Source organism: Micromonospora marincola (genome assembly GCF_056150385.1).
The window spans coordinates 235214-260029 of record NZ_JAXCFT010000001.1; the positions used below are offsets into that span (position 1 = coordinate 235214).

The 24816-nt window shown below is 71.6% G+C and carries 25 protein-coding genes; 11 read left to right on the plus strand and 14 right to left on the minus strand.

What is annotated here, in order from left to right; translation table 11 throughout:
• Positions 1-41: 41 nt before the first annotated feature.
• Together SM450_RS01155 and SM450_RS01160 are read left to right on the plus strand one after the other, a co-directional pair.
• Positions 42-782 (plus strand): SCO6745 family protein, encoded by a 741-nt coding sequence (locus tag SM450_RS01155; protein WP_474617758.1) that lies wholly within the window; start codon positions 42-44, stop codon positions 780-782.
• A gap of 42 nt (positions 783-824) precedes the next feature.
• Positions 825-1787, plus strand: coding sequence for a GNAT family N-acetyltransferase (locus SM450_RS01160; RefSeq protein WP_474617759.1), 963 nt, complete (start codon positions 825-827; stop codon positions 1785-1787).
• Positions 1788-1861: 74 nt separating this feature from the next.
• On the opposite strand, the gene SM450_RS01165 is transcribed toward SM450_RS01160, so the two are convergent.
• Positions 1862-2317: a gamma-glutamylcyclotransferase gene (locus SM450_RS01165; protein WP_474617760.1), complete on the minus strand. Its 456-nt coding sequence runs from the start codon at positions 2315-2317 to the stop codon at positions 1862-1864.
• 166 nt (positions 2318-2483) lie between these two features.
• On the opposite strand from SM450_RS01165, the gene SM450_RS01170 reads away from it, so the two are divergent.
• On the plus strand, positions 2484-3887 hold the full coding sequence (locus tag SM450_RS01170) for an NAD(P)H-quinone dehydrogenase (RefSeq protein ID WP_474617761.1): 1404 nt from the start codon (positions 2484-2486) through the stop codon (positions 3885-3887).
• A gap of 9 nt (positions 3888-3896) precedes the next feature.
• On the opposite strand, the gene SM450_RS01175 is transcribed toward SM450_RS01170, so the two are convergent.
• The 3 genes from SM450_RS01175 to SM450_RS01185 form a co-directional block, all read right to left on the minus strand.
• Entirely contained in the window at positions 3897-4811 is a 915-nt protein-coding gene (locus tag SM450_RS01175; RefSeq protein ID WP_474617762.1) for a PhzF family phenazine biosynthesis protein, read from the minus strand.
• Positions 4812-4836: 25 nt separating this feature from the next.
• The gene (locus tag SM450_RS01180) at positions 4837-5487 is read right to left on the minus strand and encodes a DUF998 domain-containing protein (RefSeq protein WP_474617763.1); all 651 of its coding nucleotides are present in this window, start codon (positions 5485-5487) and stop codon (positions 4837-4839) included.
• Positions 5488-5583: 96 nt separating this feature from the next.
• Positions 5584-6405 carry a DedA family protein gene (locus SM450_RS01185; RefSeq protein ID WP_474617764.1) on the minus strand — a complete coding sequence of 274 codons (822 nt, stop codon included), beginning with the start codon at positions 6403-6405 and terminating at the stop codon, positions 5584-5586.
• A gap of 265 nt (positions 6406-6670) precedes the next feature.
• Between SM450_RS01185 and SM450_RS01190 the strand changes: the two genes are divergently transcribed.
• A complete protein-coding gene (locus tag SM450_RS01190; protein ID WP_474617765.1) occupies positions 6671-6949 on the plus strand; it encodes an excalibur calcium-binding domain-containing protein in 279 nt (92 codons plus the stop codon).
• Between the two features lie 207 nt (positions 6950-7156).
• Positions 7157-8374 carry a threonine--tRNA ligase gene (gene thrS, locus SM450_RS01195; protein ID WP_474617766.1) on the plus strand — a complete coding sequence of 406 codons (1218 nt, stop codon included), beginning with the start codon at positions 7157-7159 and terminating at the stop codon, positions 8372-8374.
• 70 nt (positions 8375-8444) lie between these two features.
• On the opposite strand, the gene SM450_RS01200 is transcribed toward thrS, so the two are convergent.
• The 5 genes from SM450_RS01200 to SM450_RS01220 form a co-directional block, all read right to left on the minus strand.
• Complete coding sequence (locus SM450_RS01200; protein ID WP_474618337.1) at positions 8445-10394, minus strand: ABC transporter ATP-binding protein; 1950 nt, start codon at positions 10392-10394, stop codon at positions 8445-8447.
• 107 nt (positions 10395-10501) lie between these two features.
• Positions 10502-12235 carry an ABC transporter ATP-binding protein gene (locus tag SM450_RS01205; protein WP_474617767.1) on the minus strand — a complete coding sequence of 578 codons (1734 nt, stop codon included), beginning with the start codon at positions 12233-12235 and terminating at the stop codon, positions 10502-10504.
• Positions 12229-12762, minus strand: a complete 534-nt coding sequence (locus tag SM450_RS01210) for a MarR family winged helix-turn-helix transcriptional regulator (RefSeq protein ID WP_474618338.1) — start codon at positions 12760-12762, stop codon at positions 12229-12231. The genes SM450_RS01205 and SM450_RS01210 overlap by 7 nt, the downstream gene beginning before the upstream one ends.
• Positions 12763-12874: 112 nt before the next feature.
• A complete protein-coding gene (locus SM450_RS01215; protein ID WP_474617768.1) occupies positions 12875-14314 on the minus strand; it encodes a GuaB1 family IMP dehydrogenase-related protein in 1440 nt (479 codons plus the stop codon).
• A 119-nt stretch (positions 14315-14433) separates the two neighbouring features.
• The gene (locus SM450_RS01220; RefSeq protein ID WP_474617769.1) at positions 14434-16188 is read right to left on the minus strand and encodes an acetyl/propionyl/methylcrotonyl-CoA carboxylase subunit alpha; all 1755 of its coding nucleotides are present in this window, start codon (positions 16186-16188) and stop codon (positions 14434-14436) included.
• 133 nt (positions 16189-16321) lie between these two features.
• Here SM450_RS01220 and SM450_RS01225 point away from each other — a divergent pair, with 133 nt between their 5' ends.
• The 4 genes from SM450_RS01225 to SM450_RS01240 all read left to right on the plus strand — a co-directional run bounded on the left by SM450_RS01225 (position 16322) and on the right by SM450_RS01240 (position 20166).
• The gene (locus tag SM450_RS01225) at positions 16322-16915 is read left to right on the plus strand and encodes a PadR family transcriptional regulator (RefSeq protein ID WP_474618339.1); all 594 of its coding nucleotides are present in this window, start codon (positions 16322-16324) and stop codon (positions 16913-16915) included.
• A 95-nt stretch (positions 16916-17010) separates the two neighbouring features.
• Positions 17011-17970 (plus strand): ATP-binding cassette domain-containing protein, encoded by a 960-nt coding sequence (locus SM450_RS01230; protein ID WP_474617770.1) that lies wholly within the window; start codon positions 17011-17013, stop codon positions 17968-17970.
• Positions 17971-17987: 17 nt separating this feature from the next.
• Complete coding sequence (locus tag SM450_RS01235) at positions 17988-18743, plus strand: ABC transporter permease (RefSeq protein ID WP_474617771.1); 756 nt, start codon at positions 17988-17990, stop codon at positions 18741-18743.
• 115 nt (positions 18744-18858) lie between these two features.
• Complete coding sequence (locus SM450_RS01240; RefSeq protein WP_474617772.1) at positions 18859-20166, plus strand: MFS transporter; 1308 nt, start codon at positions 18859-18861, stop codon at positions 20164-20166.
• A gap of 65 nt (positions 20167-20231) precedes the next feature.
• On the opposite strand, the gene SM450_RS01245 is transcribed toward SM450_RS01240, so the two are convergent.
• From SM450_RS01245 to SM450_RS01255, 3 genes are read right to left on the minus strand one after another with little or no spacing between them, the layout of a single operon-like run.
• A complete protein-coding gene (locus tag SM450_RS01245) occupies positions 20232-20885 on the minus strand; it encodes an O-methyltransferase (protein WP_474617773.1) in 654 nt (217 codons plus the stop codon).
• Between the two features lie 9 nt (positions 20886-20894).
• Positions 20895-21551: a Maf family protein gene (locus tag SM450_RS01250; RefSeq protein WP_474617774.1), complete on the minus strand. Its 657-nt coding sequence runs from the start codon at positions 21549-21551 to the stop codon at positions 20895-20897.
• 10 nt (positions 21552-21561) lie between these two features.
• The gene (locus SM450_RS01255) at positions 21562-22482 is read right to left on the minus strand and encodes a S8 family serine peptidase (RefSeq protein ID WP_474618340.1); all 921 of its coding nucleotides are present in this window, start codon (positions 22480-22482) and stop codon (positions 21562-21564) included.
• Between SM450_RS01255 and SM450_RS01260 the strand changes: the two genes are divergently transcribed.
• Together SM450_RS01260 and SM450_RS01265 are read left to right on the plus strand one after the other, a co-directional pair.
• Positions 22393-22641: a hypothetical protein gene (locus tag SM450_RS01260; RefSeq protein WP_474618374.1), complete on the plus strand. Its 249-nt coding sequence runs from the start codon at positions 22393-22395 to the stop codon at positions 22639-22641. The genes SM450_RS01255 and SM450_RS01260 overlap by 90 nt on opposite strands.
• 837 nt (positions 22642-23478) lie before the next feature.
• The gene (locus SM450_RS01265) at positions 23479-23643 is read left to right on the plus strand and encodes a hypothetical protein (protein ID WP_474617775.1); all 165 of its coding nucleotides are present in this window, start codon (positions 23479-23481) and stop codon (positions 23641-23643) included.
• A 382-nt stretch (positions 23644-24025) separates the two neighbouring features.
• Here the strand turns inward: SM450_RS01265 and SM450_RS01270 are convergent, their stop codons facing one another.
• A complete protein-coding gene (locus SM450_RS01270; RefSeq protein ID WP_474617776.1) occupies positions 24026-24478 on the minus strand; it encodes a hypothetical protein in 453 nt (150 codons plus the stop codon).
• A gap of 101 nt (positions 24479-24579) precedes the next feature.
• Entirely contained in the window at positions 24580-24792 is a 213-nt protein-coding gene (locus SM450_RS01275) for an acyl-CoA carboxylase subunit epsilon (protein WP_474617777.1), read from the minus strand.
• Between the last annotated feature and the right edge of the window lie 24 nt (positions 24793-24816).

Genomic DNA, 24816 nt, shown 5'->3' on the forward strand with positions numbered 1-24816 from the left:
GTGATGGATGCCCACGGTGGACGGACGGCGGTGGGTCACCGATGACGCCGGAGCAGGTCGCCGCCGCCTGCAAACCGCTGGTGCTGGAGCTCGGGGAGGCATTCTCCCGCTGTCCGTCGACGCAGCGCCGGGCCCGGCTGCTCGGCATCTCCGGCTGGGCCTTCTACATCACCGGCCGGGCCGGCGCACTCGGGGACGTACGCGCCGAGACGGTTGCGGCGGCGCTCGGCTTCATCGCCCCGGAAGCGGTGGCGGACGGCTGGGACGCCGCGGCGCGGGCGGTGCCGCCACTTGAGGTGGCCGGCGCGAACCTGGTCGAGTGCTGCCGGTGGGGGGTGGACCGGCTGGGCGAGGCCCCCGGGGTGTCCCGGCTCGCCGGTCTGCTCGACCGTGCGGTCGACGCGGCGGACGGCAGCGCCATGCCGCTCTTCGCCGCCTGGCGGGCCATGCCGATGTCCGACCCGTCCCCGGGCGCCCGCGCGGCCGTCGGCCTGCTGCTGCTGCGCGAGCACTTCGCCGGGGCCTACCTGCTGGCCGTGCGGGCGTCCGGGTTGACGCCGCTGGAGGCGGTGCTGGCCGGCCCGGAGGGGGAGGCGGGCGCCGCCGCCTGCGGCTGGACGCCGCCGTACCCGCCGGTCGGGCCGCTTGTGCGGCGGCGGATCTGGGCCGAGGCGGTTACCGACCGCCTGGTGTCGCCGGCGTTCCACGCCCTCGGCCAGGCCGGCGGCGCGGAGCTGGTCGACCTGCTCACGGTCGCGCGGCTGCACGCCCGGCGCGGATAAATGGGAGGCGTGGGCGGCGGTCCGACTGCCAGGATCTGCCGCGTGACGTTCCCCGCCGGCTGGACGGCCCGCCGTCCCACTCTCGACGACGTGCCCGCGATCCTGGCGGTGGTGCACGCCGCCGACACGTTCGCCGTGGGCTATCCGGACTTCGACGCGGACGACGTGCGGGACGCGCTCACCGCACCCTTCGTCGATCCCGCCCGGGACTCCTGGCTGGTCACCGATCCGGACGGAACGCCTGTGGCCTGGTCGATCCTGAGCAACCCGAGCGGGGTGGGCCGGGAGTGGGTGGACGTGCTCGTCGACCCGGACCGCGGCGCGCGGTTCCGCGCCCCGCTGCTGGCCCGGCTGCTCGACCGGGTCGCCGAACGGGCCGCCGAGCGCGGCCTGCCCGCGCTCACCGCCCGCGCCGGCGTGTACGCGCCGGAGACCCGCTGGGCGGGTGAGCTGGTGGAGGCCGGGTTCACCCGGGTCAAGCGGTACGTCCGGATGAGCCGCTCCCTTGCCGACCTGCCCGCCGAGCCGGCGCCGCCGGCCGGGGTGACGATCCGGCCGCTGCGCCCCGACGACGAGGCCGACCTGCGGCTGTTCCACCGGATCTACGACACCGCGTTCCGGGACACGCTCGATCATGACCCGCTCGGCTTCGACCGCTGGCGGGAGCTGCTGCCCTCGTACGGCAAGGTCTGGGACGAGTGGTTCCTGGCCGAGGTCGACGGCGAGCCGGCCGGCGCCCTGCAGTCCTCCGACCAGGCGGTGGAGCAGGATGCCGGCTGGGTCCGGACGCTGTCCGTGCTGCCGGCCCACCGCCGGCGTGGCGTGGGCGCGGCGCTGCTGCGCCGGGCCTTCGCGGTCTACGCGGCGAAGGGCCGCGCCCGGGCCGGGCTGGGCGTGGATCTGGCCAACCCGACCGCGCCGGTCACCCTCTACCGCTCGGTCGGCCTGGTGGAGGAGCGCTGGGTCGACATGTACGAGCGGAGCGTGCCCGCCCCGCGGGTGTGACCCGGGACCCCGCGTCGGGGGTCGCCGAGCGGGCGGGCGGCCGACCGGCGCACACTGTCGGGGTGGGAGACGCGCTACGCGGACGCCGTGCCGGTCGGACGGGACCGCAGCTCGGTGACGTAGTCGTCGGGCGCGCCCGCCTTCTCCGCCGCGTTCGCGATCTCCGACAGATACCACGACGTCGGCAGGCCGCCCTCGTACCCGTCGAAGACGTAGACCCAGGCGGTCACGTCCCCGTCAAGCGTCGAGACGCGGACGGTCAGCTTGCGGTACGTCCCGGCGGTCACGCCCTCGATCTCGTCGAGCTGGGCGGCGTCGTACGGGTGGATGTCGTAGAGCGCCACGAAGACCCGCTCACCCGGGGCCTCGACCACGGTGCTGACCGAGCCCTCCCAGCCGATGACGTCCTCGCCCGCGAAGGTCAGCCGCCACCCCTCCAACCAGCCGGTGCCCACCATCGGCGAATGCGGGCAGTAGGCGCGCATTCGAGCGGGGTCCAGGTTTGAGCCGTAAGCGGCGTAGAGACGCACGGCGACGACGATAGCCCGGTCTGCCGGTGGGGGAGAATACGACGGTGCGTGTCGGACGCGACGGGGAGAAGAAAGTCACTGTGAGCACTGACGAGAGGACGGCTGTGGTGAGCGCGAGGAGCGCAGCGAAGCGGAGCCCCGCAGTCGCGAACGGAAGGACGGCTCAGTGAGCCAGATCGTGATCATCGGCGGCGGGCCGGCCGGGTACGAGGCGGCGCTCGTCGCCGCCCAACTGGACGCCGAGGTCACAGTGGTCGAGGCGGAGGGCGCGGGCGGTGCCTGCGTGCTCTCCGACTGCGTGCCCTCGAAGACGTTCATCGCCAGCTCGGAAGTGGTCACCAACTATCGGGACACCGAGGAGTTCGGGGTGCACTCCGACGGCCTGGAGGCGGTCACGGTCGACGCCGTGGCGGTGCACGAGCGGGTCAAGCGGCTCGCCCTGGCCCAGTCCGCCGACATCCACACCAAGCTGGTCAAGGCCGGGGTGGAGTTCGTCGCCGGCACCGCGCGGCTGGGCGAGGACACGCTCGGTCACACCCACCAGGTGATCGTCACCCCGGCCGACGGCTCGCCCGCGTACCCGATCGGCGCCTCCACCGTGCTTGTCGCCACCGGTGCGACCCCGCGCCAGCTCCCCACCGCGCTGCCCGACGGCGAGCGCATCCTGACCTGGCGTCAGGTCTACGACCTGCCCGAGCTGCCCGAGCACCTGATCGTGGTCGGCTCCGGCGTCACCGGCGCCGAGTTCGCAAGCGCCTACCTGGCCATGGGCGTCAAGGTCACGCTTGTCTCCAGCCGGGACCGGGTGATGCCGCACGAGGACGCCGACGCCGCGATGGCGATCGAGCGGGTCTTCCGCAACAGGGGCATGAGCATCCTCAACAACTCCCGGGCCGAGGCCGTCCGCCGGGTCGGCGACGGCGTGGAGGTGGTGCTCTCCGACGGCCGCCAGGTCGCCGGCTCGCACGCGCTGATCGCGGTCGGCTCGATCCCGAACACCGCCGACCTGGGCCTGGCGGAATACGGCGTCGAGCTGGCCCGGGGCGGTTACGTCACGGTCGACCGGGTCTCCCGGACCAACGTGCCGGGCGTCTACGCCGCCGGCGACTGCACAGGTGTGCTGCCGCTCGCGAGCGTCGCCGCCATGCAGGGCCGGATCGCGATGTGGCACGCGCTCGGCGAGGCGGTCCGGCCGCTGCGCCTGCGTACCGTCGCGGCGAACGTCTTCACCGACCCGGAGCTGGCCACGGTCGGCGTGTCGCAGGACGAGGTGGCCGCCGGGAAGACCCCGGCCCGCCAGGTCATGCTGCCGCTGTCGGGAAACGCCCGGGCGAAGATGGACGACCTGGCCGACGGCTTCGTCAAGCTGTTCTGCCGGCCGGCCAGCGGCCAGGTGATCGGCGGCGTGGTGGTGGCGCCGAAGGCCAGTGAGCTGATCCTGCCGATCACCATGGCGGTGGAGAACAACCTCACCGTCAACGAGCTGGCCCAGACCATCACGATCTACCCGAGCCTGTCCGGTTCCATCACCGAGGCCGCCCGCCAGCTCATGCTGCACGAACTGGAGTGACAGGCACCCTCAGAGGTGCAGCTCGCCGGTCGCCGCCAGGGCGCAGCGACCGGTGAGCCTGGTCCCCTCCGGCGCGACGTCGACGGTCAGGATCGACGGCCGGCCCATCGCGTTGCCCTGGAGGAACCGCACCCGGTCGCCGACGAGCCCGCGCCGGCGCAGGTGGGCGGCGAGCGGACCGGCCGCGGTGCCGGTGGCCGGGTCCTCGTCGATCCCGACGGTCGGGTTGAAGAACCGGCAGTACGCGTCGTGCCCGACGCTTCCGTCGCCGGTCGGGCTGTAGACGTAGCAGCCCTCGGCCCCGGCGGCGGCCAGGAGCCGGGCCAGCGCCGGGCGGTACGGATCGACAGCGTCGACATCCCGCGGGGAAGCCAGGGCGACGAGCAGGTGGGCGCTGCCGACGGACCCGATGACCGGGGGGAGCGCCGGGTCCAGCCGTACCGGCTCGCCGCCGGTGAGCACCTCGTTCAGCGCCTGCCCCGGCACCGGTGCCTCAGCCAGATCGACCGGCCCCTGGTCGAGGCCGATGGTGACCACGCCGTCGACGGTGTCGATGTGCACCGGCAGCGTCTGACCACCGAGCTGCTGGACGGCTCCGGGCGCCCGGGCGGCGCCTGTGGTGACGAGCCACCACCAGGCGCCGAGGGCGTTGTGGCCGGCGCCGCTCACCTCGTCGCCGCCGGGCGTGAACGAGCGCAGCGCGTGGTCGGCCCCGGGGATGGTGGGCCGGGAGACGAACGTGGTCTCGGAGAGGTTGAACTCGACGGCGATGGCGGCCATCTGGTCGTCGGTGAGATCGTCGGCGTCGGTGACGACGGCGAGCGGGTTGCCCGTGAGCGGCACATCGGCGAAGACGTCGACCACGGCGTACCGATGGGTGGTCCGGGTCCCCGGGCTGCCGTTGGCTGGCCGTACCGTCTCCATCGCTTCCATCCTCCTGTGTCGACGCTCAGCACTGCTCGGCGCGTCCGACGCTACCCATGCGCCTCGCGGAGATGTCAGCCGGGCTTCGGTCGGCGGAACCGTGCGTCAGGTGGAGGGCGACGGTGGTCAGGAGAGCGGTCTCGGTGAGGATGAGGAGGCGTTCGGCCAGGCCGATCAGGGCGCGGTCGCCTGGATAGGCGGACCAAATCATCGCGACGGCCAGCAGCAGGCTGGTCAGGGTCAGGGCGCGCAGCCACCGGGCGGGTGGGCCGCCGGGCCGCCGGGCGAGCAGCCAGCCGGCGACCGGCAGGGCCAGGAACGACACCACCGAGGCGTACCGGTGCACGTAGGCCGCGGTGTCCATGGGCAGGCCCGGGGAGTTCGTGGGCACCACGGCGGCGGCCAGCAGCCCGCCCGACCAGGCCGCCAGCAGCGCGACGGACGCCCGGTCCGCGCCGCTGCGGCGCAGGGCCGGCAGGAGTACGACGGTGGCCGCCGCGAGGACCGCCATCGCGGTGTCGATGACGCCGCCCCGGTCGGAGACGGCGAAGTCGCTGACGGTCAGCGACAGGGGACTCAGGTCGTCGTTCACCTCGACGTGACCGATCACGACGAGCACCGCCGCCAGGGCGATCCCGCCGAGGGCCAGCAGGCCGCTTCTCCGGGTTCCGGGCATACGCCAAGCCTGCCGCCGGAACCGCCCGAGACGGATCCGGGGCGGTCACCCACTTCGATCCCCGGGTCCTCCCCTACCGGGCGACCCGGCCGTCCATCACTCGGTCCCGACCGGCTGGTCCGGCTCCTCGCCGGCCGGGCCGGGCCGCGCGCCGTCCACCGCCGCCAGCATCTGCTTCCGGAGTTGCCGGCGTCGGGCCACCCGCTCGGGATCGTTCCAGGTGGGATCGAGCCGCTGGGCCTTCACCTTGACGTCGCGCCAGTTCGCTCCACTGTTCATGATCGATTCTCCTTCGATGTCGTCAGGTGCTCGTGGCGTCGCTACGGACGGCTGGGCCTGGCGGGTGCCGATCCAGGTCATCGCCCAGCCCGCCGCCGCGAACCCGCCCGCGGCAACGCCCCCGACCAGCAGCAACCGCCACCCCGACTGGGTGAGCGCGGTGCCGCCCAGGTGCCCGACGAGCGCGCCGTAGCCGGCCCAGCCGATGGCCGCCGCCGCCTCGTAGACCAGGAACAGGCGGTACGGGTAGCGGCTGCGGCCGGCGGAGAAGCAGGCCGCCATCCGGCCGCCGGGCACGAACCGGCAGAGCAGGATCACCAGCGGACCGGGCTCCCGCAGCCGGCGGGTGGCCCGGGCGACCGCACGCCGGGCCCGTCCGGGCGTCGCGTGCCGGGTCGCCTTGCGGGTCGGCGTGGTGCGGCCGAGCAGGTAGCAGGCCAGGTCCCCGACGAAGACGCCGGCCGCGCCGACCGCGATGGTGACCGGCAGGCTGAGTCCGCCGTAGACGGTGAGCGCGCCGCTGGTGATCATGATGACCTGGGTCGGCACGACCGGGACGAAGGCGTCCGCGATCAGCAGAGTCAACAGCAGCGCGTACGCCCACGCGGGCGACGTGACGTGGGCGATGAGCTCAGCCACGACCGCCACCCGGTCCGGAGTTCCCGGATGTGGGCATCGACCGGGGCGGCGGATCCGTGCGCACCGGCGTACCGTTGACGGGACGCGGCACCGACGCCGTCGGGTCCCCCGTTCCCGATGGCCGGGCCGCCGCGGGTCGCCGGCAGGTCCCGTGCCGGCGACCCGCACCCACTCTCCGCTGTCGGGCCTGCGACAGCACGCCTCCCCGGATGCGCTCCTTAGATACGATCTTGGGCTCTAGCAGCACTCGCGCACAGGAGGCTCCATGGTTTCCACCCTGCTCCGGGGTGTGCTCGCCCTGACCCTGACGATCGGCGGCGGCATGGCCGTCGCGGTCGGCCCGGCCGAGGCGGCGGCGAAGACATACAAGAACTGCACCGAGCTCAACAAGACCTACAAGCACGGCGTCGGCAAGAAGGGCGCGAAGGACAAGGTGCGCGGCAGCACCAAGCCGGTCACCAACTTCACGGTGTCCAACGCGGTCTACGCGAAGAACACGAAGCACGACCGCGACAAGGACGGCGTGGCCTGCGAGAAGCGCTGACCCGCCGGCCGGAAATGCGGTCGCGCGGTACGGCCGGCCGGCCGTACAGTCACCGCATGCGCAGCGCGGAGAGGACCACGACGCCGGGTGTTCCCGGCGCGCCGCACTGACGTTTCCGTCGACGAGGCCCCGGGGCGATCCGCTCCGGGGCCTCGCGGCGTTCCGGCACCGCTCGCCTCCGGGTCGTACCCGATCAAGGAGAGCGACATGATCGACCACCGTAGGCTCGGCCGGGACCTGGAGTTGTTCGTCTCCGACCCGCTCGCGGGCGCCGGCCTGCCGATCTGGCTGCCGGCCGGCGCCGCCGCCCGGCACGCCGTCGAGGAGTACGTCCGGGAGTTGGAACGCCGGGCCGGCTACCGGCACGTCTACTCGCCCCCGCTCGGCAAACGGGAGCTGTTCGAGCGCTCCGGCCATCTCGGCTACTTCGCCGACGACATGTTCCCGCCGATGCGGCTGAGCGCCGACGACGAGTTCGTGCTCCGGCCGGCGCTCTGCCCGCACCACGCGCTTGTGTTCGCCGCGCGCGGCCGGTCCTACCGGGAGTTGCCGCTGCGCGTCGCCGAGCTGGGCGGAATGTATCGGGCGGAACGCTCCGGGGTGCTCGGCGGCCTGTCCCGGGTGCGTGCCATCTCGCTCAACGACGCCCACAACTTCTGCGCGCTTGAGCAGGTCGGCGACGAGGTCCGGGAGATCCTGCGGTTGATTGGCGAGGCGCACGCCGCGCTCGGCGTCCGGCCGGCCGGGTTCCGGCTGTCGCTGCGCGGGCCGGGGCAGCGCTACGTCGGCGACGACGCCGGCTGGGCGCGGGCCGAGGATCTGCTCCGCGCCGCGCTCGACGGGGTGGACGCCGTCGAGGCGCCAGGCGAGGCCGCGTTCTACGGCCCGAAGATCGACGTCCAGATCGTGGACGCCGCCGGCCGGGAGTCGACCATCTCCACCGTGCAGATCGACTTCGACAAACCGGAGCGGTTCGACCTGTCGTACACCGACTCCGACGGGGGCCGGAAGCGGCCGGTGATGGTGCACCGGAGCCTGGTCGGCAGCATGGAGCGGCTGTTCGCGTACCTGATCGAGGTGCACGAGGGCGCCTTCCCCGCCTGGTACGCCCCGGTGCAGGTGCTGCTGCTCCCGGTCGACGACGCGCAGGCCGACGCGGCCCGGCGGCTGTGCCGTGCGGCGGAGGCGGCCGGGCTGCGGGCCGAGGTCGACTCCGGCGGCTCGCTCGGCGCCCGCATCCGGGACGCGGCCCGGCGCCGGGTCCCGTACGTCGGGGTGGTCGGCGCCCGGGAGGCGGCCGACGGCGCGGTCTCGCTGCGCCTGCGCGACGGGCGCCGGCTCGCGCCGATGGCCGCGGACGCGGCGTGGGGCCTCGTCGGGGCCGTGGTCGCGAGCCGCTCGGCCGACCTGCTCCCACCGGCCTGACCCGGCCCCGCCCGGGTGACGGACCGTCACCCGGGCGGGGCCCGGTGTCGAGGCTGTCGCGGGGTCCACGTCAGTTCCCGACCGGCGCGCCGGTGGGACGCATCCCGGCCGGCGGGCCCGCCGGCGCCGGCACCTCGTCGGCGAGAACCGCGCCGGTGAACTGCGCCCGGTAGAGCCGGGCGTACGCGCCGTCGGCGGCGACGAGCTGGTCGTGCGTGCCCTGCTCGACGATCCGGCCCCGCTCCATCATCAGGATCAGGTCGGCGTCGCGGATGGTGGAGAGCCGGTGCGCGATGACGAAGCTGGTCCGGTCGGAACGCAGCGCCGCCATGGCGCGCTGGAGCAGCACCTCGGTACGGGTGTCCACCGAGCTGGTCGCCTCGTCCAGGATCAGCAGCGACGGCTCGGCCAGGAACGCCCGGGCGATGGTGATGAGCTGCTTCTCGCCGGCGCTGACGTTGCTGCCCTCCTCGTCGATCACGGTGTCGTAGCCGTCCGGCAGGCTGCGCACGAACCGGTCCACGAAGGTGGCCCGGGCAGCGGCCAGGATCTCCTCCTCGGTGGCGTCCGGCCGCCCGTAGGCGATGTTGTCCCGGATGGTGCCGCCGAAGAGCCAGGTGTCCTGGAGCACCATGCCGATCCGGCCGCGCAGGTCGTCCCGGCGCATGGTGCTGATGTCCACCCCGTCCAGGGTGATCCGCCCGGCGTCCAGCTCGTAGAACCGCATCACCAGGTTGACCAGGGTGGTCTTGCCGGCGCCGGTGGGGCCGACGATGGCCACCGTGTGACCGGGCTCGGCGACCAGGGAGAGGTCGTCGATAAGCGGCTTCTCCGGGTCGTACCGGAAGGAGACGTGCGCGAACTCGACCCGGCCGTGCGGGTCGGCGACCCGGGCCGGCTCGGTCGGGTCGGTGCTCTGCTCGTCGGCGTCGAGCACGTCGAAGACCCGCTCGGCCGAGGCCACCCCGGACTGGAGCAGGTTGGCCATCGACGCGACCTGGGTCAGCGGTTGGGTGAACTGCCGGGAATACTGGATGAACGCCTGCACGTCGCCGAGGCTGATCGCGCCCGAGGCCACCCGCAGGCCGCCGACCACCGCGATCGCGACGTAGCTCAGGTTTCCGATGAAGAACATCGCCGGCATGATGATCCCGGAGACGAACTGGGCGCCGAAGCTAGCTTCGAACAGCTCGTCGTTCTTGGCGCGGAAGGCGGCCTCGACCTCCTTCTGCCGGCCGAACACCTTGACCAGCTCGTGCCCGGTGTACGCCTCCTCGATCTGGGCGTTCAGCTCGCCCGTGTGCGTCCACTGGGCGATGAACTTGCGCTGCGACCGCTTGGCGATCTGACTGGTGACGATCACCGACAGCGGGATCGCCACCAGGGCCACGGACGCCAGCAGCGGCGAGATCCAGAACATCATCCCGAGTACGCCGACCACCGTGAGCAGCGAGGTGAGCAACTGGCTCAGCGTCTGCTGGAGGGTCTGCGCGATGTTGTCGATGTCGTTTGTGACCCGGCTCAGCAGCTCACCGCGCGGCTGCTTGTCGAAGTAGGGCAACGGCAGCCGGTTGAGCTTGTCCTCCACGTCGGCGCGCAGGCGCAGCACGGTGCGCTGCACCACGCCGTTGAGCACCCAGCCCTGCCCCCAGGTCAGGATGCCGGCGGCGACGTAGAGCGCGACCGCGAGCGCCAGCACCCGGCCCAGCCGGGAGAAGTCGATGCCGACGCCGGGCACCACGTCCATCCGGGCCAGCATGTCGGCGAAGCTGCCGTTGCCCGAGGCCCGGGCCGCGGCCACCGCCGCCTCGGTGCTGGTGCCGGCGGGCAGTTGCCGGCCGATCACCCCGTTGAAGATCAGGTCGGTGGCATGGCCGAGCACCTTCGGCCCGATCACGCTGAGACCGACGCCGGCCAGGGCCAGCGCCAGCACGCCGGTGAGCTGGATCCGGTGCGGTCGCAGCCGCCCCAGCAGCCGGCGCGCGGACGGCCCGAAGCGCATCGCCTTCTCGGCCGGCATGCCCATGTTCATGTGCGGTGGGCCGCCCGGACGCCGCCCGGCCTCAGGCAGCCGCTTCGGCTCGGCCTTCTGCTGCTGGGGTACCGCGGTCGTGCTCTTCTCCGCGCTCACGCGGCCACCCCCGCCGTCTGCTGGGACGCCACGATCTCGGCGTATGTCGGACAGTTCTCCAGCAGTTCGTCATGTCGTCCCATCCCGACGACACCCCCGTCCTCGAGCACGATGATCTGGTCGGCGTCGATGATCGTGGAAACCCGCTGGGCCACGATCACCACCGCCGCGTCCGCGGTGACCGGCTTGAGGGCGGCCCGCAGCCGCGCGTCCGTGCCGAGGTCGAGCGCGGAGAAGGAGTCGTCGAAGAGATAGATCTCCGGCTTGCGTACCAGCGCGCGGGCGATGGCCAGGCGTTGCCGCTGGCCGCCGGAGACGTTCGTGCCGCCCTGCGCGATCGGCGCGTCCAGCCCGCCGGCCATCTCGGTCACGAAGTCGCGCGCCTGGGCGATCTCCAGAGCCGCCCACAGGTCCGCGTCGGTGGCGTCCGGGTTGCCGTAGCGCAGGTTGCTCGCGACCGTGCCGCTGAACAGGTACGGCCGTTGCGGCACAAGCCCGATCCGCCGCCACAGCTCGTCCGGGGCCAGCTCCCGCACGTCCACGCCGTCGACCAGGACCGCGCCGGCGGTCGGGTCGACCAGCCGGGGGATCAGCGTCAGCAGCGTGGTCTTGCCGGCGCCTGTGGAACCGATGATCGCCGTGGTCCGGCCGGGCCGGGCCTGGAACGAGATGTCGTGCAGCACCGGCGCGGTCGCGCCCGGGTACTGGAAGCCGGCACCGCGCAGCTCCAGCTCGCCGTGGCCGGACACCTCGGTCACCGGGGCCGCCGCCGGCACCACCGACGAGTCGGTGTCCAGCACCTCGGAGATGCGTTCGGCGCAGACGGCGGCGCGGGGCACCATCATCAGCATGAAGGTGGCCATCATGACCGCCATCAGGATCTGCATCAGGTAGGCCAGGAACGCGGTGAGCGCGCCGATCTGGATCTCACCGGAGTCGACCCGGGACGCGCCGAACCAGAGCACCGCGACGCTTGAGACGTTGAGCACAAGCATCACGATCGGGAAGATCAGCGCCTGGAGCCGGCCGATGCGCAGCGCGGTCGCGGTCAGCTCGGTGTTCGCCACCCGGAAGCGGTCTGTCTCGTACGGCTCGCGGACGAAGGCCCGGACCACCCGGATGCCGGTGATCTGCTCGCGCAGGACCCGGTTGACGGTGTCGATCCGGGTCTGCATGAGCCGGAACCCGGGCACCATCCGGCGGATGATCAGGCCCAACGCGACGGCCAGCACCGGTACGCAGACGAGCATCAGCCAGGAGAGTCCGATGTCCTCGCGCAGCGCCATCACCACGCCGCCGATGCTCATGATCGGCGCGGCCACCAGCATGGTGCAGCTCAGCAGCACAAGCATCTGCACCTGCTGGACGTCGTTGGTGTTGCGGGTGATCAGCGACGGGGCGCCGAACCGGGCGACCTCGCGGGCGGAGAAGCGGTTGACGTGCCCGAAGATGGCGCCCCGGACGTCCCGGCCGAAGCCCATCGCGGTCCGGGCGCCGAGGTAGACCGCGGCGATCGAGCAGGCGATCTGGACCAGGCTGACAAGCAGCATCCACCCGCCCGTACGCAGGATCTCGTCGGTGTCGCCACGGGCGACGCCGCGGTCGATGATGTCGGCGTTCAGGCTTGGTAGGTAGAGCGACGCCATGGTGCCGACGAACTGGAACGCCACCACGGCGGCCAGTGGTCGACGATATGGGCGTAGGTAGGTGCGGAGCAGGCGGATCAGCACGGATGTCTCCCCGTTGGCGACTCGGTGTCGGACTCGCTGTCGGACTCGTTGTCCCGGTTCAACCGACGGAGGTCCCCGTCGGACATGCCGGTGACGATTTCGGTCAGGAACTCGCGGATGATCGCCCGCTTGGCCGGGTCGGCGTCGACAGACGTCAGCGGGCGGTCGCTGTGGATCATGTCGATGATCGCGCGGGCGTGCTCGTGCCCCTTGTCGGTGAGCGTGAGCTGGACGGTGCGGCGGTCCTCGGGACCGCGCCGTCGGGTGACGAATCCGTCGCGTTCCAGGGTGTCGACGATGCCGGTGAGGGTGGCCGGTCGGACGAAGCACAGCTCCGCCATGTCGCGGTGGGTGATGTCGCCGGAGCGCAGCAGGATCATCAGCACGCGCATGCCGGCGGAGGTGAGGCCGTGGTGCTCGGCCAGGTAGCGCCCCCAGTGCTGCTCGACGACGTGGCCGGCGATGGAGACGAGCCGGCCGAGCGGCGCGTGTTGCAGCGCATCGGGGAAGCGGACGAGCGGACCCATGTTCACGGGAGTCAGGTTAGCGCCCGAATCATCAGGCCCCAAACTAATTTTAAGGAGGGGCCCCCTGTTAACGCCTCCGGTAGAGGAGGGGGCCCCTATTAACGCCTGACGCTCACCAGCTCGTCGGCAGCGGCATGCCCTCGGTGTAGCCCGCCGTGCTCTGCACGCCGACGAGCGCCCGCTCGTGGAACTCGTCCAGGCTGCGCGCCCCCGCGTAGGTGAACGCGCTGCGCACCCCGGACACGATCTCGTCGATCAGGTCCTCCACACCCGGCCGGTTCGGGTCGAGATACATCCGGGCGGTCGAGATGCCCTCCTCGAAGATCGCCTTCCGGGCCCGGTCGAACATGCTGTCCTCGGCGGTCCGCGCGCTCACCGCCCGGGACGAGGCCATCCCGAAGCTCTCCTTGTAGCGCCGGCCGTCGGCGTCGGTGTAGAGGTCCCCGGGGGACTCGTAGGTGCCGGCGAACCAGGAGCCGATCATCACGTTCGAGGCGCCGGCCGCAAGTGCCAGCGCCACGTCCCGCGGGTGGCGTACGCCGCCGTCGGCCCAGACGTGCCGGCCCAGCGAGCGGGCCGCCGCCGCGCAGTCGAGCACCGCGGAGAACTGCGGGCGGCCCACCCCGGTCATCATCCGGGTGGTGCACATCGCGCCCGGACCCACACCCACCTTGACGATGTCGGCGCCGGCCTCGACCAGGTCGCGTACCCCGTCTGCGGTGACCACGTTGCCGGCCGCGACCGGGACGCCCGGGTCGAGCTTGCGGACGGTCCGCAGCGCCTGCATCATCCGCTCCTGGTGCCCGTGCGCGGTGTCCACGACGAGCGTGTCCACGCCGGCCTCCAGCAGCGCGGCGGCCTTGCCTGTGACGTCGCCGTTGATGCCCACCGCCGCCGCGATGCGCAGCCGGCCCCGGTCGTCCACCGCCGGCGTGTAGAGCGTCGCGCGCAGCGCGCCCGCGCGGGTCAGCACGCCGACCAGGCGGCCGTCGGCGTCCACCACCGGGGCGAGCCGCCGCCGGCCCGCCGAGAGCCGCTCGAATCCGGTACGCGGGTCCGCGTCCGCCGGCACCGTGTGCAGCTCGGTCGACATCACGTGCCGGAGCTGGGCGAAGCGGTCCACCCCCACGGTGTCGGCCTCGGTCACCACGCCCATCGGCCGGCCGCCCTCGTCGACCACGATCACCGCGCCGTGCGCGCGCTTGGGCAGCAGGTGGATGGCGTCGCCGACGGTGTCGGTCGGGCCGAGCGTGATCGCCGTGTCGTGCACCAGGTGCCGCTGCTTGACCCACCCGACGACGTTCGCGACGACCTCGATCGGGATGTCCTGCGGGATCACCGCGACGGCGCCGCGACGGGCGACGGTCTCGGCCATCCGCCGGCCGGCGACGGCGGTCATGTTCGCCACCACCAGGGGAACGGTGGTGCCGGTGCCGTCACCGGAGGACAGGTCGACGTCGAGCCGGGAGCCCACCTCCGAACGGTTGGGCGCCATGAAGACGTCGTTGTAGGTCAGATCGTGCGCGGGGACCGCGCCATGAAGGAACCGCACCCGGCCATCATTCCTGCTCCCGGCGCTCCCCGCCGCCGCTGGTGGCCCAGACCACCCGTCGCGCGAGGTGTTAAGAAGGGGCCCCGCCTATACCGGAGGCGTTAAACGGGGCCCCCTCCTTAACCCTCGATGGTGCAGATGGGGGCGCCGGCGGTGATGACGGCACCCACCTCGGCGGCCAGCCCGCTCACCGTGCCGGCCTTGTGCGCGTGCAGCGGCTGCTCCATCTTCATCGCCTCCAGCACCACGACCAGGTCGCCCTCGGCGACCGTGTCACCGTCGGCCACGGCGATCTTCACGATGGTGCCCTGCATCGGGGAGGCGAGCGTGTCCCCGCTCACCGCGGCGCCCGCCTTGCCTCCGCCACCGCGGCGGGCCGGCTTCTTCCCGGCGGGCGCGGCGGTCGTCGTACCCGCGCCGAGGCCGGCGGGAAGGACGACCTCCAGCCGCTTGCCGCCCACCTCGACCACGACGGTCTCGCGGTCGGCCGGGCCCTCGGCGGCGTCGGCGACCGCCGTGAAGGCCGGGACGGTGTTCTCCCAGCCGGTCTCGATCCACCTGGTGTGCACGGTGAACGGCTCGCCTGTGAACGCCTCGTCGCGGACCACCAGGCGGTGGAAGGGCAGCGCGGTGGCCATGCCCTCGACCACCATCTCGTCGAGCGCCCGGCGGGCCCGCTCCAACGCCTCGGTGCGGGTTTCGCCGACGATGATCACCTTGGCCAGCAGCGAGTCGAAGTTGCCGCCGATGACGTCGCCGGCCGAGATGCCGGCGTCCACCCGGACCCCGGGGCCGGTGGGCAGCCGCAGCGCGGTGACGGTGCCGGGGGCGGGCAGGAAGTTGCGGCCCGGGTCCTCGCCGTTGATGCGGAACTCGATGGCGTGCCCGCGCGGCGTCGGGTCCTCGGTGCGGCGCAGCTTCTCGCCGTCGGCGATGCGGAACTGCTCGCGGACCAGGTCGATGCCGGCGGTTTCCTCGGTCACCGGGTGCTCGACCTGGAGCCGGGTGTTGACCTCCAGGAAGGAGATGGTGCCGTCCCGGCCGACCAGGTATTCCACCGTGCCGGCGCCGTGGTAGCCGGCCTCCCGGCAGATCGCCTTGGCGCTGTCGTGGATCTGGGCGCGCTGGGCCTCGGTGAGGAACGGCGCGGGCGCCTCCTCGACGAGCTTCTGGTGCCGGCGCTGGAGCGAGCAGTCCCGGGTGCCGACGACGATCACGTTGCCGTGCTGGTCGGCAAGCACCTGCGCCTCGACGTGGCGGGGCTGGTCCAGGTAGCGCTCGACGAAGCACTCGCCCCGGCCGAACGCGGCGACCGCCTCGCGGGTGGCCGACTCGAACAGGTGGGGGATCTCCTCCATGGTGCGGGCCACCTTGAGGCCCCGACCGCCACCGCCGAACGCCGCCTTGATGGCGACCGGCAGGCCGTGCTCGGTGGCGAACGCGGTCACCTCGTCGGCCCCGGCCACCGGGTCGGACGTGCCGGGCACCAGCGGCGCGCCGGCGCGCTGGGCGATGTGCCGGGCGGTCACCTTGTCGCCGAGGTCGCGGATCGCCTGCGGGGTGGGGCCGATCCAGGTCAGGCCGGCGTCGAGGACGGCCTGCGCGAAGTCGGCGTTCTCGGAGAGGAAGCCGTAGCCGGGGTGCACCGCGTCCGCGCCGGCCCGTGCGGCGACGTCGATCAGCTTGTCGATGCGCAGGTAGCTGTCCGCGGCGGTGTCACCACCGAGGGCGTACGCCTCGTCGGCGAGCGTGGCGTGCAGGGCGTCCCGGTCGGAGTCCGCGTAGACGGCGACGCTTGCGAGCCCGGCGTCACGGCAGGCGCGGATGACGCGGACGGCGATCTCGCCGCGGTTGGCGATGAGAACCTTGCGCACCTTGTGGGCTCCTCCCGGGAGGTCGATTTCGGGAGTCTAGCCCCGGGCCAGGGCGGCCTAACGATCGCTCAGTGTGGGATGCCGCACTGTAGTCAAGTTTGGTTATTACGCTTGCCCGATGTCGGCGACGCGGATGATGATCCTGGGGCTGGTCCGGTGGATGCAGCCGGTGCACGGCTACGACGTGCGCCGTGAGCTGCTGAGTTGGAGCGCGGACAAGTGGGCGAACGTGCAGCCCGGTTCGATCTATCACGCGCTGCGCAAGCTCGCTGACGAGGGGTTGCTGCGGACGGTCTCGGTCGAGCAGGTGGGCGCCCGTCCGGCCCGCACCACGTACGAGGTGACGCCGAAGGGCGAGGACGAGTTCGAGACGCTGCTGCGGGCCCAGTGGTGGCAGGTCCACGAGTCACCGGACCCGTTCGTGGCGGCGTTCTCGTTCCTGCCGGCGATGCCGCGCGAGGAGGCCGCGGCGGCGCTGCGCAACCGGGCCAACCTGCTGCGGGCCAGCGTCGAGTCGATGCGTGCGTCACTTGACTCCGACTGGGTACGCGCCCGCAAGCCGGCGCACGTGGGCTGGATGTTCGAGCTGTGGCTGGCCCGGGCGGAGGCGGAGATGGCCTGGTGCGAGCGGATCGCGGAGCGGATCGAGTCGGGAGTGTCGTACGCGCCCGCTGGGATGGAGCGGGCCGAGGGCTGGTCGGGCTGGACCGACGACGACACGAAATAATCAACGTTGACCAGAAGAGCTATATCGCGTTAGCCTCGACGCGAATCGCTGATCGGTGGCCGCGCAACGCCGGCCCGGAACGACCAGGAGCAGAGATGATCGAGACCAGGGGGCTGCGGAAGTCGTTCCGCTCCCGCGCGGGTCGCGAGACGAAAACCGTCGACGCGGTCCGCGGCGTCAACCTCGACGTCGCCGAGGGGGAGATCTTCGGCTTCCTCGGGCCCAACGGCGCCGGCAAGACCACCACCCTGCGGATGCTCGCCACCCTCATCGAGCCGGACGGCGGCCAGGCCACCATCGCCGGCGCCGACCTGCTCAGCGACCCGGCGGGGGTGCGCCGCCGGATCGGCTACGTGCCCCAGGGTGGCAGCACCTGGGACGAGTCGAGCGCCCGCGATGAGCTGGTGCTCCAGGCCCGCCTCTACGGCATCTCCAAGGCCGACGCGAACCGGCGCGCCACCCGCGCGCTCGACGCCTTCCAGCTCAGCGAGTACGCCGACCGCAAGTGCAAGACCTACTCGGGCGGTCAGCGCCGGCGGGTCGAGATCGCGCTCGGCATCATCCACGAGCCGAAGATCGTCTTCCTCGACGAGCCGACCACCGGCCTCGACCCGCAGAGCCGCGCGCACATGTGGGACGAGATCCGCCGGCTCCGCACCGAGGGCATGACCGTTTTCATCACCACGCACTACCTTGACGAGGCCGACGCGCTCTGCGACCGGATCGCGATCATGGACCATGGCGAGGTGGTCGCGGAGGGCACCCCGACCGAGCTGAAACGCGAGATCTCCGGCGAGGTGGTGGTCGTCGGCCTGGACACCGCGACCACCCCCCGAGCCGCCGAACTGCTCGACACCGAGGCGTACGTGACCAAGCTGGAAACCGTCGACGAGGGCGGGCTGCGCCTCTACGTCGACGAGGGTGCCGTCGCCATCCCGCTGGTGCTGCGTCGCCTCGACCACGCCGGGCTGGAACTGCGCTCGATCGAGCTGCACCGCCCCAGCCTCGACGACGTCTTCCTCACCAAGACCGGCCGCTCGCTGCGCGAGTCCTGACCTCCGGAGAAACTGTCATGAAATTCGCCCGCGACACCTGGCTGATCTTCCAGCGCCAAGCCCAGTTGCTGCTGCGCAACCCGGTATGGCTCTTCGTCGGCGTCTTCCAGCCGGTGATGTACCTGCTGCTCTTCGCGCCGCTGCTCAAGCCGGCACTGAACGCGCCCACGCAGGCCGCCGCGTACAAGATCTTCGTACCCGGCCTGTTGGTGCTGCTGGCCATCTTCGGCGGCCTGTTCCAGGGCTTCGGCCTGATCGCCGAGCTGCGTGCCGGCGTGATCGAACGCTCCCGGGTCACCCCGGTCAGCCGGCTCGCGCTGCTGCTCGGCCGATCCCTGCGCGACGTGGTCTCACTTGTCGCCCAGGCCGTCATCATCACCTTGCTGGCGCTCCTGTTCGACCTGCGTGTCTTCATCGGCTACCTGCTCCTGGCCTATCTGATGCTCGCCCTCATCGCGCTCATGACCTCGGCCGTCTCCTACGGCGTCGCCCTCAAGGTCAAGAGCGAGGACGCGCTCGCCCCGCTGATGAACACCGTCGCGCAGCCGGTACTGCTGCTCTCCGGCATCCTGCTGCCGCTCACCTTCGCCCCCGGCTGGCTCCAGGGCGTGGCCAAATGGAACCCGTTCTCCTGGGCGGTCGACGGCACCCGCGCGCTCTTCGACGGCGACCTCGGCAACGACAACGTATGGCAGGGGCTCGGCATCATCGCGGTGCTCGCCGTCGCCGGCGTCTTCTGGGCCGCCCGCCAGTTCGCCCGCAGCGTGAGATAGAAGGAGGGGCCCCCGCTTAACGCCTTTGGTAGAGGAAGGGGCCCCGCTTAACACCCCACGAGAGCTGCCTCTCACTCGCGGCGGGACGCCGGCCGGCGCAAGTAGCGTCGGGCCGGTGCCCCGCCTCACCCGTGACCGGACCACCTGGCTGACCTACGCCCAACTGGGCCTGTGGGGCTTCTTCCTCTACGGGTTCGGTCCCGTCGTACCCCTGCTCCGCGACGAACAGGGCACCAGCGCCGCGGTGGCCAGCCTGCACAGCACCGGCATCGCGGTCGGCGCCCTGGCCGGCGGCGCGCTCTTCGCCCCGGTCGCCCGCCGCTTCGGTCGCGGCCCGGCCGTCTGGTTCGGCCTCGCCGGCGTGGCCGCCGGCGTCACCGCGCTCGGCCTGCTCCGCCCGCTGCCCGCCACCATCGCCGCCGTCGCCGCCGTCGCCACCTTCGGCATGATGGTCATCAGCGGCGTCAACGTGGTGCTCACCGCCCGGCACGGCCCCGCCGCCCCCGCCGCGCTCACCGAGGCCAACGCCGTCTGCGCCGGCATGGGCATCCTCGCTCCGCTGACCATCGGCGTCACCGTCGACGCCGGCCTCGGCTGGCGGCCGATGATGGCCGTCGAGGTCGGGCTGATCACGCTTGTCGCGCTCGTCGCCGTGACCTTCCGGGTACGCCTACCGAAGCGCGCCCCCGCTGCCGCGGCTGCCGCCGTCCCCGTCGGGGCCCCGGCCGCCGTTCCCCTGCCCACCGGGCCCGGCGTCGTCCCTGTGCCCGTTGGGGCCGGCACCACCACCGTGGGGGCGGTCGACGCCGCAGAAACCGATCTCGACCCCGGCGCGGGACGTGACGCGGGGCGGCTGCCGCGGGCGTACTGGATCGCCTGGGTGTTGATGTCGTTCACCGGATCGATCGAGGTCTGCCTGTCGCTCTGGACCGCCGACGTGCTGCGGACCCACGCCGGGCTGAATGCCGGCCGGGCGTCGGCGGCGGTCGCGGCGATCGTCTGCGGCATGTTCGTCGGCCGGGCCCTCGGCGGCCGGGCCGCGTTGCGCTGGCCGCCGGTGCCGCTGCTGCTCGGCGCGCTCACCGTCTCGCTCGCCGGGTTCACGCTGTTCTGGGCCAGCCCGGTCGGCTGGCTCGCGGTCACCGGCCTGGTCGTGCTCGGCCTGGGCAACGCGCTGCACTATCCCCTGGCCATCTCCATCGCGCTCACCGTCGCCGGGCCCGCAGCCGATCGGGCGGCGGGCTGGTCGTCGTACTCGATGGCGGTGGGTTTCGGAATCGCGCCGGTCGTGCTCGGCCGGGTGGCGGACGGCGTCGGACCGCATCTGGCCTTCCTGCTGCTGCCCGCCTTCATCGCGGTGGCCGCGCTGCTGGCCGTGCGCCTCGGCCGCGCCCTACCCCCGTCCTCTCCCGTCCCCGCTTGACCCACCCATCTCGGCGAGGTCGCGGGATCAGACTGGCTGGCATACCGCCACCTCGGCGAACTGGTTCAACGCACGCGGGCGAGGGTGACCCCGTCGGCGATCGGCAGCATCACGGCCTCGACGCGGGTGTCCGCGATGACCGCGTCGTTGAAGGCGGCGATCGCCCGGTCGTCCGCGTTGCCCGGGGCGAGCACCCGCCCGCCACGGAGCGTGTTGTCGACCGCGATCACCGCGCCCGAACGCATCCGGGGCACCAGCTCATCCCAGTAGACCGGATATCCGGCCTTGTCCGCGTCGATGAACGCGAAATCGAGGTGACGTTCCCTCGGCAGCTCACGCAGCGTGTCCGCGGCCGGCCCGATGCGCAGCTCGATCCGGTCCTGGACACCCGCCCGGGCCCAGTATCGCCGGGCCACCCCCGTGTAGTCCTCGGAGATGTCGAAACAGGTGAGCCGGCCGCCCTCGGCCAACCCGCGGGCGATCGCCAGCGAGGACAGCCCGGTGAACGTGCCCACCTCCACCGCCTGCCGCGCCCCGAGCAGCCGGGTCAGGAACGTCAGGAACGCCGCCTGTTCCGGCGCCACCTGCATGCCCGCCTCGGCCGGTAGGGCTGCCCGGGTCTCCTCAACCAGATCCCGGACGATCTCGTCGGGGGTGGACCCGTGGGCCACCAGGTAGGCGTGCAGTTCCGGGGTCAGCGGCAACGGCTTCGTGGTCATGCCCGGACGTTAGCCGAGATGTTCGATTTCCTGGCCCCCTGGCGCGACCTTCGTCCACAGATCGACCAGGCGCAGCTCCAACTCGCCGAGAAGCCTCCGCAGCAACGGCAGCGAGAGCCCCACCACCGTGCCCGGATCACCCTCGATGCCGGTGAGGAACGCGCCACCCAACCCGTCGATGGTGAACGCCCCGGCCACCGCGAGCGGCTCACCTGTCGCCACGTATGCGGCGATCTCCTCGTCACTGATGTCGGCGAAGTGCACAGTGGTCGAGGCGACGGCCTCCGCACGTGACTCGCGCGCCACATCGATCAGGCAGTGCCCGGTGTGCAGCACGCCGCTGCGCCCACGCATCCGCTGCCACCGCCGGGTCGCGTCCGCCGCGTCGTCCGGCTTGCCCAGAATCTCGCCGTCGAACGCGAGCACCGAGTCGCAGCCGAGCACCAGCGTGCGCTCGTCCGGACCCGGACGCAGCCGACCGAGCACCGCCTGCGCCTTCAGCCGGGCCAGATCGAGACACAGATCCTCGGCCCGGTCGCTGACCACCTGCGACTCGTCCACGCCGCTGACCAGCACGTCGGGTTCGATCCCGGCGGCCTGGAGGAGCTTGCGGCGGGCGGGGCTCTGCGAGGCGAGCACGAGGCGCAACGGCACGGAGGTCGACACCCCGCCGACGCTACCGGCTGATCCTCGGCGGCGGGTCCCCGGCACGTCGACGCCGCCGCCAGAACAGATAGCCGCCGCCCGCGGCCAGCAGCACCCCGAGAGTCGCGACGCCCCGGACCGTGCTGTTGTCACTGCCGGTCCCGGGCGAGGTCGAGGCGGGGGCCGTGACCCCGGTCGATTCAAAACCAAGCGGGGGTACGTCGGCAGTGAGCGCGGCGACCAGGTCGATGACCCCGTAGCCGTACTGGTCGTCGCGGCCGGGCGGTCCCTTGTCGATGGCGGTCGCAGTGAGCCGGTGAGCGACTTCTTCGGCGGGGAGGTCGGGATATTTGGAGCGGATAAGGGCGGCGGCCCCGGCCACGATCGCAGTGGCGCTGGAGGTTCCAGTGCCCTTTGAGTACTTGCCGCCAATGCTTGTGCTGTAGATGTCGACCGCCGGAGCCGCGACATCAACTTCGGGCCCGCTTGCAGATATTGCCGCGTGCAGGCCGTCCCGATCGATCCCACTTACAGCGATGACACCTGGCTCGGACGCAGGGTAACCCACAATTACGTCTTCAGGTAGGTTCCCGGCTGAAGCGACTATGACAATGTTTGCATCTAGGGCTAGCTTAATGGCCCTCTGAAGGCGAATGCTGGCACCTGTGACCGCGGAAACGCTTACTATATCCACATGTTGAGTGACTGCCCACTCGATGCTCGCCGCAAGCTCGTCCGAATTTCCCTTCTTTTCTGTGATGCCGGTTCGTATGGGTAGTAGCTTCGCCTTGGGCGCCACCCCCATTGCTCCGCCATTTCCTCCATTGCCGTGAGCCGCAATTAAGCCTGCCATCGACGTGCCATGGCCATTTTGATCTTGGCGACCGTCACCTTCGCCGGTCGCGTCGGTTCCAGGAAGAATGTTGCCCGCCAAATCTGGATGGAGATCGATGCCAGTGTCTGGAACCGCGACCGTGACGCCGCCGCCTTGGCTAAGGTGCTGAGCTTCCCCCACTTTGAGGAAGCCGAGGTGCCATTGATCCTTGCGGATTTCTCTCTGAGCTGGAGGTGGTCCATTGAGAGGTGCGATCAGAGAGCCGGTGAGAGCTGAGAGAGCAAGTCCAACTGCTAGGACTGAAATCATTGCCGGTCGAGACCAATTGCTGGGCCCGGATCGGGGGGACCATGATCCTTCGGTGGCCGCATTACTGGCTCTACTCCCTCTTCCACTTGCCAAGGGTTGTCGGCATCCCAATGGCTCTTATTTTCGATTCCACCTCTGAGTCTAGGTGGTGTGGCATGGCCATTCGGGAAGCTGCCTCCGGTGGTTGTGGAGCCCGGGCTTCCGCCCAGGGGTGACAGCCCATTAATGCCAATCGGTGGCGTTAACTTCCCGGTTCCAGGCCGTGAACCGGCGCCGCCCGTAGGCGCAGTTCCTGCCCCGCCTCCGCCGATCACTCCGCCCACCGGGTTGGCTCTGCGGGGTGACGCGCCCCCATTCGTGTTCGGAACACCTATAGTTGGGTTTCCGCCAATTATGCCTCCGGTTGGCAACGGCCGGGGTGGGGAAGGAAAGGTTGAGCCTCCCCCGATTGTGCGATTTGGTCCGATCGCCTCAGGTCTAGCGGGGCTCTGCGAATTAGTGATTGGAGGAAGTGGAGGGTTTATGGCCCCGCCTGTAGCCGTTGCGGGGCTTGGGACGGACAGACCCGAAGGCGTAGCGGGTCCCGGCGATGTAACCGCACTGCTGGCGGCACCCAGAATGGGTCCGCCGCCTGGGTGGGACGACACTGGCGGCTGGTCTGCCCTGGGCGTCGCCCGTGGCTGCGCACCAGGGGAGCTGGCGGGCACCGGGACGACGGGTGGAATTATCGGGACAGCGTTCCCATACGCATCTGCGTCTTCGGTTTGTCTCGGGAGCTTGGCCCTCGGAGGAGGCTGGCGGAGCATGACCTGGGCCTGCTGGAGTTCTCCGCTCAACCCCGTCATCAACCCGCGCGCCCGTACGTTCAACTGCTCCAGGTCGTCGTCCGTCACCGGGGGCCGTTCCGGCAGCCGGCTGCCCGCCACCGCCTTCGGGTCGGCGATGATCGCCTCGTACGCCCGCTTCTGACCCAGCTTGGTCGCGTACTCGTCGTAGAGCGGTTGCAGTTGGGTGCGGGCGCTTCCGATGGCGCGGGATGCGGCGGCCAGCGCGTCGTAGTTCGCGGCGGCGGCGTCGTGTGTGTGTTGGACGCGCTCGATGAGCTGGTCGAGTTCGCCGACGTACGCCCTGGCGGCGGCGTTGGTCTCGGGTGGCCACGCTTCGGCGAGCCCGCGTCGGTATTCCCGCAGCCGGCCGAGGTGGGCAAGCGCGAGGTCGCAGACCTTGCGCCAGCCGGCGACCTGCTTCCACTGGCCGGTGGTGTCCTGGTCGTGCAGGCACGCCCACATGCTCAGCACGTCCATCAGCCGCCAGTCGGTGAGCCCGGAGGTGCGTCCGCCGCCCCGTTCGATCACGGCAGGACCACCCGCCCCTGGTCGGGTCCGGTGGGGTCGGCAAGTGGTGGGGTGGGGCGCGCGACGGTGGTGGGGGGTGCGGCGAGCGCCCGTTCGACGTCGGCGACGCGGGCGGAGGAGAAGGCGTCCGAGTCGTCGTAGTGGGCGGCGATCCGCCCGGCGGCGTCGGCCAGCCGGCCGGTGGCGGGGGCGAGGTCCCACACGGCGCTGACCGCGGCTTTCTGGGTCTCGTGGTGGGCCTGCATGAACTGGACCAGCTCGATGAAGGCGTCGGCCGGGTTGGGCACGGGAGCTTTCATGTCGTCGGCGATGTAGGACAGGTGGGGCGCGTAGTTGCGGGTGACCTCGTCCTGTAGCCGGTCGGCGAACTCCCTCATCTGGCGGATGTCGGCCTCGATGCCGCCGTAGTCACGCAGCCAGCCGCCTGGCCGGTTGTCCTCCGGGATCATCGGACCTCCCTGCCCGTCACCACACGGTTTCCCTGAGTGAGGTTAATGGCTCCACTCGAATCCCGGCAGCCCCGACGTGGCTCCCGTACGCGGGGAAGGTTTCAGCGGGGAAGGCCGGAGGCGCGCCACGCGCCGGGACCGGCGGCGGGCGTCGCGCCGACCGGGCGGGCGCTGCGCGTCCAGTGCGACACCGCGGTGGGGGCGGCGACCGCGACCGGCCGGGTCCGCACCATGATCGCGCCGACCAGAGCGGCCAGCTCCTCGGCGGTGGGCACCCCACGGACGATCCGGAACATCGGCTCTTCGGCAGACATGGACCCGAGAGTACGCGTCGTGAA